Genomic DNA, 16,537 nt, shown 5'->3' with positions numbered 1-16,537 from the left:
AGAAAGAAAGGCGATTGGGTCTGTAGCTCAGTTGGTTAGAGCGCACCCCTGATAAGGGTGAGGTCGGCAGTTCGAATCTGCCCAGACCCACCAATTGTCGAGGTGTAAGGTCTGAACGGGGCCATAGCTCAGCTGGGAGAGCGCCTGCCTTGCACGCAGGAGGTCAGCGGTTCGATCCCGCTTGGCTCCACCAGGACGACGCAGCACACGCCATAGAATGGAACTCAGAGTTCATATATGAACAATCAAACCCTTGATTGTTGATATCTGGTCTCTGAACCAGACGCTCTTTAAAAATTTGGATATGTGATAGAAGTACAGACACATGGCATGTTTCACTGCATGCAATGTGGCTAAGGTAAACTTGTAATCTCAAGTGCAAGTTCCGGAATTGTCGTTAATTCTGTTTTAAACCGATATCACTGAATAATCTGAGTTAAGTAATTAACTTAAGATTGTTTGGGGTTATATGGTCAAGTGAATAAGCGCATACGGTGGATGCCTTGGCAGTCAGAGGCGATGAAAGACGTGATAGCCTGCGATAAGCTTCGGGGAGGTGGCAAATGACCTTTGATCCGGAGATCTCTGAATGGGGAAACCCACCCAGCATAAGCTGGGTATCACACACTGAATACATAGGTGTGTGAGGCGAACCAGGGGAACTGAAACATCTAAGTACCCTGAGGAAAAGAAATCAACCGAGATTCCCCAAGTAGTGGCGAGCGAACGGGGACCAGCCCTTAAGCAGTTTTGAGTTTAGTAGAACGCTCTGGAAAGTGCGGCCATAGTGGGTGATAGCCCCGTATACGAAAGACTCTTAGCTGTGAAATCGAGTAGGTCGGCGCACGTGAAACGTTGACTGAACATGGGGGGACCATCCTCCAAGGCTAAATACTCCTGACTGACCGATAGTGAACCAGTACCGTGAGGGAAAGGCGAAAAGAACCCCTGTGAGGGGAGTGAAATAGAACCTGAAACCGTATGCGTACAAGCAGTGGGAGCAGACTTGTTCTGTGACTGCGTACCTTTTGTATAATGGGTCAGCGACTTATATTCAGTGGCGAGCTTAACCGTCTAGGGGAGGCGTAGGGAAACCGAGTCTTAATAGGGCGTTTAGTCGCTGGGTATAGACCCGAAACCGGGCGATCTATCCATGGGCAGGTTGAAGGTGCCGTAACAGGCACTGGAGGACCGAACCGACTACCGTTGAAAAGTTAGCGGATGACTTGTGGATAGGAGTGAAAGGCTAATCAAGCTCGGAGATAGCTGGTTCTCCTCGAAAGCTATTTAGGTAGCGCCTCGTGTATCACCACTGGGGGTAGAGCACTGTTTCGGCTAGGGGGTCATCCCGACTTACCAAACCGATGCAAACTCCGAATACCAGTGAGTGTCAGCACGGGAGACACACGGCGGGTGCTAACGTCCGTCGTGAAAAGGGAAACAACCCAGACCGTCAGCTAAGGTCCCAAAGTTATGGTTAAGTGGGAAACGATGTGGGAAGGCTTAGACAGCTAGGAGGTTGGCTTAGAAGCAGCCATCCTTTAAAGAAAGCGTAATAGCTCACTAGTCGAGTCGGCCTGCGCGGAAGATGTAACGGGGCTCAAACCATACACCGAAGCTACGGGTTCATCGTAAGATGAGCGGTAGAGGAGCGTTCTGTAAGCCTGTGAAGGTCAATTGAGAAGTTGGCTGGAGGTATCAGAAGTGCGAATGCTGACATGAGTAACGACAAAGGGAGTGAAAAACTCCCTCGCCGGAAGACCAAGGGTTCCTGCGCAACGTTAATCGACGCAGGGTGAGTCGACCCCTAAGGCGAGGCCGAAAGGCGTAGTCGATGGGAAACGGGTTAATATTCCCGTACTTCTAGTTACTGCGATGGAGGGACGGAGAAGGCTAGGCCAGCACGGCGTTGGTTGTCCGTGTTTAAGGTTGTAGGCTGGTGACTTAGGTAAATCCGGGTCGCTAAGGCCGAGAGCTGATGACGAGTGTTCTTTAGAACGCGAAGTGGTTGATGCCATGCTTCCAGGAAAAGCTTCTAAGCTTCAGGTAACTAGAAATCGTACCCCAAACCGACACAGGTGGTCAGGTAGAGAATACCAAGGCGCTTGAGAGAACTCGGGTGAAGGAACTAGGCAAAATGGCACCGTAACTTCGGGAGAAGGTGCGCCGATGAGGGTGAAGCATTTACTGCGTAAGCCCATGTCGGTCGAAGATACCAGGCCGCTGCAACTGTTTATTAAAAACATAGCACTCTGCAAACACGAAAGTGGACGTATAGGGTGTGACGCCTGCCCGGTGCCGGAAGGTTAATTGATGGGGTTAGCTTCGGCGAAGCTCTTGATCGAAGCCCCGGTAAACGGCGGCCGTAACTATAACGGTCCTAAGGTAGCGAAATTCCTTGTCGGGTAAGTTCCGACCTGCACGAATGGCGTAATGATGGCGGCGCTGTCTCCACCCGAGACTCAGTGAAATTGAAATCGCTGTGAAGATGCAGTGTATCCGCGGCTAGACGGAAAGACCCCGTGAACCTTTACTATAGCTTTGCACTGGACTTTGAATTTGCTTGTGTAGGATAGGTGGGAGGCTTTGAAGCGTGGACGCCAGTCTGCGTGGAGCCAACCTTGAAATACCACCCTGGCAACTTTGAGGTTCTAACTCTGGTCCGTTATCCGGATCGAGGACAGTGTATGGTGGGTAGTTTGACTGGGGCGGTCTCCTCCCAAAGAGTAACGGAGGAGTACGAAGGTGCGCTCAGCACGGTCGGAAATCGTGCGTAGAGTATAAAGGCAAAAGCGCGCTTGACTGCGAGACCAACACGTCGAGCAGGTACGAAAGTAGGTCTTAGTGATCCGGTGGTTCTGTATGGAAGGGCCATCGCTCAACGGATAAAAGGTACTCCGGGGATAACAGGCTGATACCGCCCAAGAGTTCATATCGACGGCGGTGTTTGGCACCTCGATGTCGGCTCATCACATCCTGGGGCTGAAGCCGGTCCCAAGGGTATGGCTGTTCGCCATTTAAAGTGGTACGCGAGCTGGGTTTAGAACGTCGTGAGACAGTTCGGTCCCTATCTGCCGTGGACGTTTGAGATTTGAGAGGGGCTGACCTTAGTACGAGAGGACCGGGTTGGACGAACCCCTGGTGTTCCGGTTGTGTCGCCAGACGCATTGCCGGGTAGCTACGTTCGGAAAAGATAACCGCTGAAAGCATCTAAGCGGGAAACTTGCCTCAAGATGAGATCTCACCGGGAGCTTGACTCCCCTAAAGGGCCGTCGAAGACTACGACGTTGATAGGTTGGGTGTGTAAGCGCTGTGAGGCGTTGAGCTAACCAATACTAATTGCCCGTGTGGCTTGACCATATAACACCCAAGCAATCTGGTGTTATCGAGCCAAACAGAAACAAACAACTTCGCGAACTTGCGAGATTGCAAATACCTTAGCTTCTGTCACACATCCAAGCTTTTTAAGCTGCACGCCCAGCGGGCAGCAACAAATTGCTTGACGACTATAGAGCATTGGAACCACCTGATCCCATCCCGAACTCAGAAGTGAAACGATGCATCGCCGATGGTAGTGTGGGGCTTCCCCATGTGAGAGTAGGTCATCGTCAAGCGCCTATACCGAACACCCCGATCAGTCATGGTCGGGGTGTTCTTCTTTGCGCGCACGGAAAATTCGCCTGGGTCAGCGCTGCTGCGGGCGGCAGAGTCAGGTCGATATTCTGCATACATACGTACCTGAATTGGGACTATGTCATCGCGTCTTCTGAATATAGTTCCATCAGTAGCAAGTAAGGGGGATGGCTTTCTGAGATCAATAACCCTTATGATCTGGGATCTCTTGGCAGGAATGCCGAGAGCAAGGACCGCTACCAAGAAGGTGGCATGTTGTCATATGGAGACTTAATAAGATGTTCAAAAAAACACTGTTTGCTGCAACTGTCGTTGCACTTTGCTCGGCCTCAGCCCTCTCTCAAGCGCAGGAGGCTCAGCCCTACCTGTTTGCTAGCCTCGGGCAATCTGATGCTGATCTCAGCACTGGTGATGTTGTTCCGTCAGGGCTAGGCCTTAACTCCTCTATGGACAACAAGGACACAGCCTGGAAAATTGGTGCAGGTCTGAAGCTAAACCAATACTTCGCATTTGAAGCCGAGTACGTTGACTTGGGGGAGGTTTCGTTTCGCGCGACTGACGGGAACAACAATCTGGGCTTTAATGCTGGCACTGAAGGATATGGTTTGAATGGCGTATTAACCATGCCGCTGGATAGCTTTAGCCTGTTTGCGAAATTGGGTTACCACCGCCTTGAAACAGACTTCGATCTGTCTGTGAATGGTTTTGATGTAATCAGCGACTCACAAACTGAATGGGTCACCTCGTTTGGCGTTGGCGGTGGTTACAACCTTGGCGAGCATGTGACGCTGGTAGCTGAGTTTGAGCGTTACCGCGATGTGGGCGACGAATATGATGTGGACCTGTTGTCTGCAGGCATCCGCTACAACTTCTGACCTTGGTTCACGCCTTAGGATATTGCAGGGGATGCATCGGGGGGGTGTACGAATTTTTGTGTAACCGGCTAATGAGCGACACTGTCGCTCCGAACCGGAGACACGATGAGCAAGAAACTACATCCCATCACCGACGAGCTGCTGGATCAGCTCTTGGCCAACTATCAAAAACCTGAAGACCTGATTGGTGCCGAAGGCATCCTCAAGCAGCTGACCAAAAAGCTGGTTGAGCGTGCGCTGGATGCCGAGTTGACTCACCATCTGGGGCACGACAAGCATCAGCCGGTCGGTAACTCGTCTGGCAATACCCGCAACGGCTTTAGCCGCAAGAAGCTCAAGGGCGAGTTCGGCGAGCTGCCCATTGAGATACCGCGTGATCGGCATGGCACCTTCGAACCGCAGATCGTCGAGAAGCACCAGACCCGCTGGGTGGGGTTCGACGACAAGATTCTTTCGCTGTACGCACGGGGCATGACCGTGCGCGAGATTCAGGCACACCTACAGGAGATGTATGGCGCCGAGGTATCGCCCAGTCTGATCTCCTCGGTGACCGATGCCGTAACCGATGAGGTGAAGGCCTGGCAGTCACGGCCGCTCGACGCGGTCTATCCCATCGTCTACCTCGACTGCATCCACACCAAGGTGCGTGAGGGTGCCGTGCGGGTGAAGGCGGTTTACCTGGCGCTGGGCATCAACCTGGCCGGGGAGAAGGAAATCCTCGGGCTATGGATCGCCCAGAGCGAGGGTGCCAAGTTCTGGTTGCAGGTGGTGACCGAGTTGCGCAACCGTGGCGTGCAGGACATCTTCATCGCCTGCGTGGATGGCCTGAAGGGCTTCCCCGAGGCCATCGAGGCTGTCTTCCCGCACACCAGCGTGCAACTGTGCATCGTGCATATGGTCAGGCACAGCCTGAACTACGTCTCTTGGAAACGGCGCGCCGAGGTAGCGGCTGACCTGAAGCGGATTTACCAGTCCAGCACGGCGGACGAGGCTGAGCTGCGCCTTGGCGAGTTCGAAACCAAATGGGATGACGACTACCTGCCAATTGGTCAGTCCTGGCGGCGCAACTGGGCTCGGATCACGCCGTTCTTCGACTTCCCACCGGAGATCCGCAAAGTGATCTATACCACCAACGCCATTGAGTCGGTGAACATGAGTTTGCGCAAGATAACCAAGAACCGCGGCTCGTTCCCCAGCGACGAGGCGCTGCTGAAACTGTTCTATCTGGCGCTACGCAACATCAGCAAGAAATGGACGATGCCGATCCGTGACTGGAAAGCGGCACTGACACGCTTTACGATCAGCTACGAAGGCAGGCTGCCACAGTAGTAACCCCATCCCCGGTTACACAGAATTCTGCACACCCTCTGCATCGGCTCCCCTGTTTCCCCCTAATCTTCAGTCAGTAGTGTCTTTAGCACATCGAGAATACTTCTCGTATCTAGCGGATTGCGCCCAGGCGCTCCGGCGCAATGCCCCCAGTCAGATTCAAGTGGCCGAAAAAATGCGTTTGGTATTTGCTGTGCTTCGCTCAAGGCGTCCTCGCTGGTGAAGTAGAGATCAGTGCTGCCTGGCATTATCAGGCACCTGGCTTTAATCCCCTTCAGGGCGGCGCTGAAATCGTTGTTCCATACAGGGTTGGCGCTGATGTCGCCCTGTTGCCAGGTGTGCAACACGGCAAGCAGATCGTTGGCGTCCTGCTTGACGTGGTCCTCTTCCCAGTACCGTAGCAGCGACTCTATCGAGTCGAAGCCCAGTTCTTTGTATCGTTCTTGACGAAAGAACGCCTGGCTGTAGGCCCACCCGGCGTAAACTCGACCAAAGGCCTTCAGGCCGGCTTTGGGCGGGGATTGGTAGCGCCCTCCATCCCAGTCTTTGTCACACGTCAGTGCTGCCTTGACTCCTTCCAGAAACACCTGGTTGTGTGGCCAGCAACGAGCTGTCGCACAGATACTGGCTACGCGCTTTACCTGGTCCGGATACAGACAGCCCCACTGCAGGGCCTGCATGCCGCCCATTGACCAGCCGGCTACCAGTGCGATTTCCGTGCCTGCAAAGTGCTCCTCAACCAGTCTGTGCTGCAGAGCGACGTTGTCGTACAGGCTAACCATTGGAAAATCCGCGCCGCGTTGACTGTGATGTGCGTTGGACGGCGAGCTGGATTGGCCGTTGCCAAGCAGGTTCGGGATGAGAATGCAGTAGTGTTCCGGATCCAGTGGTCCGTCTGCACCAATCAGGGGCAGATTTCCTTCGTGTGTTCCGCCGTAGTACGTCGGCAGGATGATCAGGTTGTCGCGCGCAGCGTTGAGTTGGCCCAGTTGCAGATAGCAGACATGCGCATCGCGCAGTATGTTGCCGCTCTGAAGTGGCCAGTCTCCAACGCTGAATTGCTTCTTAACTGCTTGATATATCGACATATAGCAATCTCTTGGTTGGTGCCATCGAGGTGATGTTTGGGAGTTGATTGAATCTGCTTATGGATTAAATATGCATGCTGGCATGTATGTTGAATGAAAGATTCGTACCAAGCGCCGCAGCGGTTGCGGACAGAATCAGCGGAGTATCAACATGAGTCAGCATGTGAGCAGTGAACAATTGAAAGAGTCCCTTGCAGAGAAGGGCGTGAAGTACGCTCTGGGTGGCTACGTCGATCTGCACGGGGTGATCAAGGGCAAGTTTGTTCCGCTCAATCATCTGGGGCGGATGATGAAAGGGTCGGAGCTCTACACTGGCGCTGCGCTGGACGGTGTTCCACAGGACATCAGTGACAATGAAGTCGCGACCATGCCCGATCCCGCGACTGCCACCATCTGTCCGTGGAATCGCGAACTGGCCTGGTTCGCCAGTGACCTGTATCTGGACGGCGCACCATTCGAAGCCTGCTCACGTAATATTCTTAAACGCCAGGTAGCCAAGGCCGCTGATATGGGGCTGACCTTTAACCTGGGTATCGAGACCGAGTTCTTCCTGTTTCGTGACTCAGAGGATGGCGGGTTCGAGCCGATCAGTACCCGCGATACCCTGGCCAAACCCTGTTATGACCCGCGCGGCCTGATGGATAACATGCCGATTGTGGGCGAGCTGGTCGAAGCCATGAATGCCATGGGCTGGGATGTGTACTCCTTCGACCACGAAGACGCTAACGGCCAGTTTGAAACCGACTTCACCTACACCGACGCCCTCGGCATGGCTGACCGCTTGGTGTTCTTCCGTTTGATGGCCAACGAGATTGCGCGCAAGCACGGTGGCTTTGCCAGCTTTATGCCCAAGCCGTCGGCCAACCGCACCGGCAGTGGCGCGCACTACAACATGTCGCTGGCTGATCGTGAGACCGGCCGCAATCTGTTTGATCCTGCCAATGGCGAAGATCCCTACGGCTGCGGGGTGACCCAGATGGCGTATCACTTCATCGCCGGCGTAATGAAGCACGCCAAGGCGATCAGCGCAGTCATCGCGCCGACGGTAAACAGCTACAAGCGTCTGGTGCGCAAGGGCAGCATGTCCGGCTCTACCTGGGCGCCAGTATTCGTTTGCTACGGCAACAACAACCGCACCAACATGCTGCGTATCCCGTCGCAAGGCGGTCGGGTCGAGTGCCGTGCGGCCGATATCGCCTGCAACCCCTATCTTGGTGCCGCGATGATGCTGGCTGCCGGTCTTGAAGGCATTCGCGAAGCCATGGACCCGGGTAATCCCCATCGCGAGAACATGTACAACTACACCGATCAGCAGGTGCGTGAAATGGACATTGAGCTGTTGCCGCAGAACCTTGGCGAAGCAATTGATGCCTTCGAAGCAGACCCGCTGTCGCGCGAGGTATTTGGCGATGCGATGTTCGACAGCTTCGTCAGCTTCAAGCGCCAGGAATGGACCGAGTATCACACCCACGTCTCCGACTGGGAGCTGCAACGCTACCTGAAGTTCTTTTAAGTCGGTTCCGCGCCGAATACGGCGCGGTTCTTGCTGCTCAGTTACTGCCAAGACTTCACATCATTGCCAAAGAGAACCATCTGGAGTTGAACCATGAAAAAGTCCGTTCCATTTGCACGACGTTTCAAGCAGGTTGTTTCAGGCGCCATGATTGCACTGGCGGCATCGGTCGCCGTGATTCCCGCAACTCAAGCCGAAGAGAAAGACAGCTTCAAACTGGCCTGGAGCATTTACGCCGGCTGGATTCCGTGGAAGTACATCGACGAGTCCGGGTTGATGAAAAAGTGGGCCGACAAGTACGGCATCAGCGTCGAGATAGTGCAGATAAACGATTACATCGAGTCGATCAACCAGTACAGTGCCGGTCAGTTTGATGGTGTGGTAGCGACCAGTATGGACGCGCTGTCGATCCCCGCCGCCGGCGGCGTAGATACTACGGCCTTGATCGTTGGGGACTACTCCAACGGCAACGACGGCATGGTGATGAAAGATAGCGCCAGTGTTGCTGATCTCAAGGGGCAGCAGGTCAATCTGGTCGAGCTGTCGGTATCCCACTATTTGCTCGCCCGCGCGCTGGACTCGGTCGGTCTGAGCGAGAGCGATGTCACCGTGGTCAATACCAGCGATGCCGATATGGTCGCCGCCTTCAATACCGACGACGTGCGCAATGTAGTGACCTGGAATCCGTTGCTTGACGAAATTCTCAGCCAGCCGGGCGCCAACCGGGTATTTGATTCCAGCCAGATTCCGGGCCATATCAAGGATCTGACCATCGTTAACACCGAGACACTGCGCGACAACCCGGCGTTGGGCAAGGCGCTGGTCGGTGCATGGTTTGAGCTGATGGCCGAGATGGGGGCCGACAGCGAGGAAGGTCAGAAGGCCAGAGCGTTCCTCGGCGAAGCGTCTGCGACCGATCAGGCCGGGTATGAAGCACAGCTGGCCGGCATGAAGATGTTCTGGCAACCGGCTGACGCCATCGCCTTTATTGGCAGTGATGAGGCCTACGAGGCGATGGACAGCGTTCGCCAGTTCTCGTTCGAGAAGGGGTTGCTTGGCGAAGGCGCAGACTCGCCTGACTTTGTCGGCATCGCGATGCCCGATGGCAAGACCCTGGGTGATACCGCTAACATCAAGCTGCGGTTCGATACCGAGTACATGCAGATGGCTGCCGACGGCGCCCTCTGAGGAGTCTGACTGCAGCGGGAGCAATCTCCCGCTGCACCTGCTGGAACACCCATGCGCAGAACCAAAGAAGACGCGGAAAAAACCCGTCTGAAAATCATAGAGGCGGCGCTGACGTTATTTAGCCGCAACGGCTATTCCAACACCACGCTGGCCATGATCGGCACCGAAGCCGGTTTCAGTCGTGGCCCCATCTACTGGCACTTCAAGAACAAGGACGACCTGTTCGAGGCGGTACTGGCCTATTCGCAGGAACCTCTCGAGCAGTTGGTAGCGCAGGCGCGCAGCGCCGGTCTGTCACCATTGGAGCGAATCGACGGTTTTGTCCGCAGCTGGTTTGCGCTGCTGGTCGAGGACGCCTGGTTTCGCCAGTCCTTCGAGATTCTGCTCAACAAGACCGAGCTGACCGAGGCGATGCTGACAACGCTTGAGCGTGAGCGGCGGCTGACCCAGAGCATGATAGAAACGCTGGAAGCGCTGGTTTGCGCCGCACAGGCGCAGGGCCAGATTCCGCAAGGTCAGACGGCGGGGCAATTGGCGTTGATGATTTACACCCAGTTGATGGGCGTGACCCAGACCTGGTTGTTTGCACCGGGCTTGTTTGACCTGAATGAACAGCGGGGATTTTTTGCCGAGCGGTTGCTGCGTTCGCTGCAGCAGTCCTGAAGAAAAAGAGCCCCGTCCGCCAAGGTACGAACGGGGCTAAAAAGGTCAGTTACTGACTGGAGTCACGATCGGGAAGTCACCGGAGGGTACTTCCAGCATTTGCAGCAAGCCGAAGAACGCATTGGGTTCGCCGCTGATTTTGATCAGCCCAGCCTTGACCGCGTCCGGGAAGGTGGTGCGGCGCAGCAGGATCTGGTCCAGCGTGTCGCGGTTCATGCTGACCGTTGCCTGGGCGTTGTCATCCTGAGTATTGGCGCGATAGGTCAGCGTCGAGTGCTCCAGGTTCAGACGGTAGTTCTCGTTGGTGTCTGTCAGCTGCCAGTTGATTACCAGATGCTTGCCCTCAGCCTTGGCGGCATCCAGTCGTACCCCCATCAGGTCGAAGAACATGCCGGTGTCCAGCGCCTGCAGTACGTCCGGTGACAGCGAGCCCACGGTTGGCGGTAGCGTGCCGTTACGCAGTTCCTGAGCGCCCATCAGGTAAGCTCCGCGCCAGGTGCCGGCTTCGGCCTGATAACCGAGTTGCTCCAGTGCATTGGCACCCAGCTCGCGGGCGGCCTGATTGCTCGGGTCGGCAAACACCACCTGATTCATTACGCTGGCGACCCAGCGATACTCGCCGTTGTCATAATCCTTGCGTGCCTGCTCGATCACCTTGTCGGCACCGCCCATGTATTCGATGGTTTTGGCTGCGTTCTGTACCGGTGGTAGCGGGTTCAGGTTGGCCGGGTTGGCGTCGTACCAGCCCATGTAGCGCTGGTAAATGGCCTTGGCGTTGTGGCGCAGGGTGCCGTAGTAGCCGCGGGCGTACCATTGCTGGTCAAGGCTGGCTGGCAGTTTCAGCTGCTCGGCGATATCGCCCGGCAGGTAGCCCTTGTTGATCATGCGTACGGACTGATCGTGCAGGTACTTGTACATGTCCCGCTGTACCGACAGGAAGCGCTTGGCATCCTCCTGGGTCCAGATTGGCCAATGGTGCTGTCCCACCACGATGTCGGCGCGATCACCGAAGCGCTCCAGCGCCAGGTCGATGTAGTGGGCCCATGCGCTGGCGTCACGCACGGCAGCGCCGCGAATGGTGTACACGTTGTGCATGTGCTGGCTGGTGATTTCCGCGGTGTTCAGGACCTTGAACGCAGGGAAGTACATCATCATTTCCGATTCTGCTTCGGTGCCGTGGGCCATCTGAAACTCGATCTCTACACCATCGATGTTCAGGTTACCGTTATCCGGCACGGTATCGGTTGGTGCAATCAGGGAGCGATCACCCTTCGACAGCGCCTTGCCCAGGCCCGTATCCACATGGCCGCGTTCACCCGGCGGCAGCATGGCGCCGAACTGGTAAATGGCACGGCGGCTCATGGCGGGACCGGCAATCACGTTCTCGGAGACCGCGTGCTCCATAAAGCCGACTGGCGCATAGATACGCGTCTTGCCGGATGCCACATCTTCATTGCTGGTCACGCCCTTTACGCCGCCCCAGTGGTCGACGTGGTTATGGGTGTAGAGCACCGCAACAACCGGCTTTTGCGGACGGTTCTGGTAGTACAGCTCCAGGCCGGCCCTGGCGGTGGAGGGAGACAGTAGCGGATCAATGATGATCAGGCCGGTGTCACCTTCAATGATCGTCATGTTGGCCAGATCCATGCCGCGGATCTGGTACATGCCGTCGGTCACCTTGAACAGGCCGTGAATGGCGTTCAGTCGAGCCTGCCGCCAGAGACTGGGGTTAACGGTATCGGGTGCGCTCTCGTCGTTCAGGAACGCATACTCGCTCATGTCCCAGGCAACTGAACCGTCGGCGTTGAGGACTTTGCCATCAGGTAGCTGGGCGATAAATCCGCGCTGAGCGTCGGCGAAGGCCTGCTGGTCGGCAAAGGGAAGTTGCTCCAGGATCGCATGGTTGCTGGCGGCGGTGAGTTCGGTCGCCGGGTTGGGGGCAGCGCTGACCGCCAGGCTGATACCGGCGGCAAGGGCTCCAAGACCGAGGATGACAGTGCGTGAGCGCATGGGGTGTCTCCGTGTGTCGTCGCCGTACATGCGGCGCAGTTGTTGTTGGTAACCGGCGACGCCGGCATGCAGACACTATAGGAGTTACTGCGAATATATGGCCAATGCATTTTTATTTTAAGTTCGATGCTTTTTTTGCATGTTTTGTTGTGTTGAAGTGAAACTGCAGTAATCGGCGGCTAGGCTTGAGGGGGTGATTTTTCCTATCGACTGTTGGCGCGTTAATTTATAATTTCGCGCTTTTACTTGCCCGGTACCGGGTTCTGACAGCTGGAGGGTATGAACGAATTGATCAAGACGCCGTACTATCTCATCGACAAGAGCAAGCTCGAACGCAACATGGAGAAGATCGCCTATGTGCGTGAGCACTCCGGCGCCAAGGCGCTGCTCGCACTGAAATGCTTTGCTACCTGGTCCGTGTTCGACTTCATGAGTCAGTACATGGACGGCACTACCTCTTCCTCCCTGAATGAAGTGAAACTTGGCAAGCTCAAGTTCCCGGGGGAAACGCATGCCTACAGCGTGGCCTATGCCGATGACGAGATCGACGAAGTCCTGGCCCATTCGGACAAGATCATCTTCAACTCCATCAGTCAGCTGACCCGCTTCAGCGAGGCTTCGGCTGACAAGGTTCGCGGCTTGCGCCTGAACCCCGGGGTCAGCAGCTCGGACTTCCTGATTGCTGATCCGGCCCGTCCGTTCAGCCGTCTGGGCGAGTGGGACGCCGCCAAGATCGAGGCGGTGCTGCCGCTGATTTCCGGCTTCATGATTCACAACAACTGTGAGAACAGCGACTTTGAACTGTTCGACCAGATGCTCGGACAGATCGAAGAGCGTTTCGGCCACCTGCTTGAGCAGGTGAGCTGGGTCAGTCTGGGCGGCGGTATCCACTTTACCGGCGAGGGTTACCCGCTGGATCGTTTCTGTGCCCGCCTCAAGGCATTCTCCGAGCGCTACGGCGTTCAGGTTTACCTGGAGCCCGGCGAGGCCGCCATTACCCTGAGCACTTCCCTCGAAGTGACTGTGCTCGACACCCTCTATAACGGCAAGCAGCTGGCCGTGGTCGACAGTTCGATCGAAGCGCATATGCTCGATCTGCTGATCTACCGTCAGGAGGCCAAGATGGAGCCCTGCGATGGCCCGCACCAGTACATGGTGTGTGGCAAGTCGTGTCTGGCTGGCGACATCTTCGGCGAATTCAATTTTGACAGCGAGCTGAAGATCGGCGATCGCCTGTCCTTTATTGATGCGGCCGGTTACACCATGGTCAAGAAGAACTGGTTCAACGGCGTCAACATGCCCGCCATTGCAATCAGGGAGCTTGATGGCTCGGTGAAACTGGTGCGCGAGTTCGGATTCCAGGATTACCTGGACAGCCTCTCCTGAGGCATAACCTACCCAGCCTTTCCAAGGAGGCGTTTCGAGGAAAAGAAATGAAGAAAAACGTTCTGATTATTGGTGCCGGTGGTGTGGCCCAGGTGGTCGCACACAAATGCGCCCAGCACAATGACGTGCTGGGTAACATCCATATCGCGTCGCGTACCGCCGAGAAGTGTCAGGCCATCGTCGACAGCGTGAAGGAAAAGGGCAGCCTCAAGGTTGCCGGTGAATTGCAAGCCCATGCCCTGAATGCCCTCGATATCGAGGCCACCAAGGCGTTGATTGACAAGACACAGTCGCAACTGGTGATCAATGTCGGATCGGCTTTCATCAATATGTCGGTATTGCAGGCCTGCATCGAGACCGGTGCTGCCTACCTGGATACCGCCATTCACGAAGAGCCGGACAAGATCTGTGAAACCCCGCCGTGGTACGCCAACTACGAGTGGAAGCGCAAGGAACTGTGCGCCGAGAAGGGCATCACCGCGATCCTGGGGGTCGGCTTCGACCCGGGCGTGGTTAACGCCTATGCTGCGGTTGCGGTGAACGAATACTTCGATAGCGTCGAGGAAATCGACATCATCGATATCAACGCCGGCAGCCACGGCAAGTACTTCGCGACCAACTTCGACCCGGAAATCAACTTCCGTGAGTTCACCGGGCAGGTGTGGTCCTGGCAGAACAGCCAGTGGACCAGCAACAAGATGTTCGAGGTCAAGCGTACCGACGATCTGCCGGTTGTCGGCTCGCAGACCAGCTACATGACCGGTCACGACGAAGTGCACTCACTGTCGCAAAACCTGGGCGTGCCGAACGTGCGGTTCTGGATGGGCTTTGGCGAGCACTACATCAACGTGTTCACCGTGCTGAAAAACCTCGGTCTGCTGTCCGAACAGCCGGTCACCACTGCCGAAGGCCTGGAAGTGATTCCGCTGAAAGTGGTCAAGGCCGTGCTGCCCGACCCGTCTTCGCTGGCCCCGGACTACGCCGGCAAGACCTGCATCGGTGATGTGGTCAAAGGCAAGAAGGACGGCAAGGACAAGGAAGTGTTCATCTACAACGTAGCGGACCACGCCGAAGCCTACGCCGAAGTCGGCAGCCAGGGTATTTCCTACACTGCCGGTGTGCCGCCGGTTGCCGCTGCCATCCTGATCGCGCAGGGCACCTGGGATGCGGGCAAGATGGTTAACGTCGAAGAGCTGGACCCCAAACCGTTCATCAACCTGCTGAACGAAATGGGCCTGCCTACCCGGATCAAGGATGAGCAGGGCGATCGCGCTCTGAGCTTCTGATCCGCACCGGCAATACCAGGAAAGGCCAGCGCTTGCGCTGGCCTTTTTGCATTCAGGGCCGGCATGGCGCGCGCGGGCGCTTGAGTGGTGGCGGCTCGGATGGGGTATGATCCGGCATCGCCATGTTGGCTAGATCAAACACAGGTAGTGCTGCATGAACGTCCCCGTATCCCTTGGTTCCCTTGCCGAACGCCTTGCCGGCGTTGGCGACGTCGAGTGTGTCACCCCGGATCTGAACGGTATTCCCCGTGGCAAGGTCATGACCGGCGAGGGCTTTCTGGCGGATCGCCGTTTGCAGTTGGCGCGTGGCGTGCTGCTGCAGTGCGTGATGGGTGGCTACCCGGAGGCGCAGTATTACGGCAGCGACGATGGCGATCTGGTGTTGCGCCCGCTGCTGGATCAGGTGCATGTGCTGCCGTGGATCGAGCGTCCGCGCGCGCTGGCGATCTGCGAGGCGGTGGAGCTGGATGGTCAGCTCTCCGGCCTGTCGACCCGCGCTCTGCTGAGTCGGATTGTTGAGCGTTATGCCGAACGTGGCTGGGCGCCGGTGGTAGCGACCGAGCTGGAATTCTTCCTGTTCGAGCCCAACCGTGACGACACCCAGCCGTTCCAGCCGCCGGTGGGGCTGGATGGCCGCCGCGAAGCCGGTTACGGCGCGTTCAGTGTCAGCACCAGCAGCGGCCTCAAGCCGTTCTTCGACGAGCTGGCCGACACCATGGCCGCGCTGGGCATTCCTCGCGATACCTTTATGCACGAGATGGGCGTCAGCCAGTACGAGATCAATTTTGTCCATGGTGATCCGCTGCTGATTGCCGACCAGACCTTTCTGTTCAAGCATGCTCTGCATGAAGTCGCGCTCAAGCACGGGCTGATTGCCGTGTGCATGGCCAAGCCGCTGGCGCGGGTGCCCGGCTGCTCGATGCACATTCACCAGAGCGTGGTGGAGCAGGGGAGCGACAACAATATCTTTACCGATGCGGCGACCGGCGAGGCCACGGCGCATTTTGGGCACTTCATTGGTGGCCTGCAGCAGTGCATGGGCGAGCTGACGTTGCTGATGGCGCCCTACATCAACTCCTACCAGCGCTTCTGCCATGCCTACGCGTCGCCTAACAACCTGTGTTGGTCGCACGACAACCGCTCGGCTGGCCTGCGCATTCCGGCTAGCGGACCGGAAGCGCGGCGGGTCGAGAATCGCCTGCCCGGCGCCGACGCCAACCCTTATCTGAGTGTCGCAGCGTCTCTCGCCGCCGGTCTGTATGGCATCGACAACCAGTGTCAGCCGTCGGCACCGGCGCAGGGCGAGTTCGAGGCGCCGGACGAGCTGACCCTGCCCGGCACGTTGCACGACGCCATCCTGCGGCTGGATCGCAGCACGCTGGCGCGTGAGCTGTTCGGCGCCGAGTTTGTTGACGGCTTCCTGGCCAGCAAGCGCATGGAGCTGCAGAGCTTTATGGATGAAATTACGCCGTGGGAGAGGCGGTTTCTGGGCAGCCAGGTCTAGCAAGTCGCCGAGAAGCTACCTGCGTTGCCATCGCTGCGTTAAAGATCGCCTCGGGCGCGAGT

Annotated in this window: 10 protein-coding genes, 2 tRNA genes and 2 rRNA genes; 12 read left to right on the top strand and 2 right to left on the bottom strand. The window is 56.7% G+C overall.

The window, feature by feature from the left end; genetic code table 11:
* Positions 1-16 precede the first annotated feature (16 nt).
* The 6 genes from ACZ5WQ_RS11810 (at position 17) to ACZ5WQ_RS11785 (ending at position 5,837) form a co-directional block, all read left to right on the top strand.
* Positions 17-93: transfer RNA gene (locus ACZ5WQ_RS11810), tRNA-Ile, on the top strand.
* A gap of 24 nt (positions 94-117) precedes the next feature.
* Positions 118-193, top strand: a tRNA-Ala gene (locus ACZ5WQ_RS11805).
* Between the two features lie 278 nt (positions 194-471).
* A 23S ribosomal RNA gene (locus tag ACZ5WQ_RS11800) occupies positions 472-3,360 on the top strand.
* A 138-nt stretch (positions 3,361-3,498) separates the two neighbouring features.
* A 5S ribosomal RNA gene (rrf, locus tag ACZ5WQ_RS11795) occupies positions 3,499-3,614 on the top strand.
* Between the two features lie 297 nt (positions 3,615-3,911).
* A complete protein-coding gene (locus ACZ5WQ_RS11790; RefSeq protein WP_269688523.1) occupies positions 3,912-4,508 on the top strand; it encodes a porin family protein in 597 nt (198 codons plus the stop codon).
* Positions 4,509-4,613: 105 nt separating this feature from the next.
* Positions 4,614-5,837, top strand: coding sequence for an IS256 family transposase (locus ACZ5WQ_RS11785; protein WP_233048513.1), 1,224 nt, complete (start codon positions 4,614-4,616; stop codon positions 5,835-5,837).
* A 62-nt stretch (positions 5,838-5,899) separates the two neighbouring features.
* Here the strand turns inward: ACZ5WQ_RS11785 and ACZ5WQ_RS11780 are convergent, their stop codons facing one another.
* On the bottom strand, positions 5,900-6,925 hold the full coding sequence (locus ACZ5WQ_RS11780) for an alpha/beta fold hydrolase (RefSeq protein WP_285677279.1): 1,026 nt from the start codon (positions 6,923-6,925) through the stop codon (positions 5,900-5,902).
* Between the two features lie 151 nt (positions 6,926-7,076).
* On the opposite strand from ACZ5WQ_RS11780, the gene glnT reads away from it, so the two are divergent.
* From glnT to ACZ5WQ_RS11765, 3 genes are all read left to right on the top strand, one after another.
* Positions 7,077-8,438: a type III glutamate--ammonia ligase gene (gene glnT, locus ACZ5WQ_RS11775; protein ID WP_464382377.1), complete on the top strand. Its 1,362-nt coding sequence runs from the start codon at positions 7,077-7,079 to the stop codon at positions 8,436-8,438.
* Between the two features lie 93 nt (positions 8,439-8,531).
* Positions 8,532-9,626 carry a putative urea ABC transporter substrate-binding protein gene (locus ACZ5WQ_RS11770; RefSeq protein ID WP_464382376.1) on the top strand — a complete coding sequence of 365 codons (1,095 nt, stop codon included), beginning with the start codon at positions 8,532-8,534 and terminating at the stop codon, positions 9,624-9,626.
* Between the two features lie 51 nt (positions 9,627-9,677).
* On the top strand, positions 9,678-10,289 hold the full coding sequence (locus tag ACZ5WQ_RS11765) for a TetR family transcriptional regulator (RefSeq protein WP_088277314.1): 612 nt from the start codon (positions 9,678-9,680) through the stop codon (positions 10,287-10,289).
* A gap of 45 nt (positions 10,290-10,334) precedes the next feature.
* Here the strand turns inward: ACZ5WQ_RS11765 and ACZ5WQ_RS11760 are convergent, their stop codons facing one another.
* On the bottom strand, positions 10,335-12,299 hold the full coding sequence (locus ACZ5WQ_RS11760; RefSeq protein ID WP_233048452.1) for an alkyl/aryl-sulfatase: 1,965 nt from the start codon (positions 12,297-12,299) through the stop codon (positions 10,335-10,337).
* Between the two features lie 288 nt (positions 12,300-12,587).
* Here ACZ5WQ_RS11760 and ACZ5WQ_RS11755 point away from each other — a divergent pair, with 288 nt between their 5' ends.
* From ACZ5WQ_RS11755 to ACZ5WQ_RS11745, 3 genes are all read left to right on the top strand, one after another.
* Entirely contained in the window at positions 12,588-13,685 is a 1,098-nt protein-coding gene (locus tag ACZ5WQ_RS11755; protein WP_088277332.1) for a carboxynorspermidine decarboxylase, read from the top strand.
* A 47-nt stretch (positions 13,686-13,732) separates the two neighbouring features.
* Entirely contained in the window at positions 13,733-14,971 is a 1,239-nt protein-coding gene (locus tag ACZ5WQ_RS11750; RefSeq protein WP_269688527.1) for a saccharopine dehydrogenase family protein, read from the top strand.
* A 154-nt stretch (positions 14,972-15,125) separates the two neighbouring features.
* Positions 15,126-16,475, top strand: a complete 1,350-nt coding sequence (locus ACZ5WQ_RS11745; protein WP_464382375.1) for a glutamine synthetase family protein — start codon at positions 15,126-15,128, stop codon at positions 16,473-16,475.
* The last annotated feature ends 62 nt before the right edge of the window (positions 16,476-16,537 follow it).

This window comes from Halopseudomonas sp. T1L2 (assembly GCF_055397385.1).
This window is presented reverse-complemented; position numbering and strand designations above follow the sequence as displayed.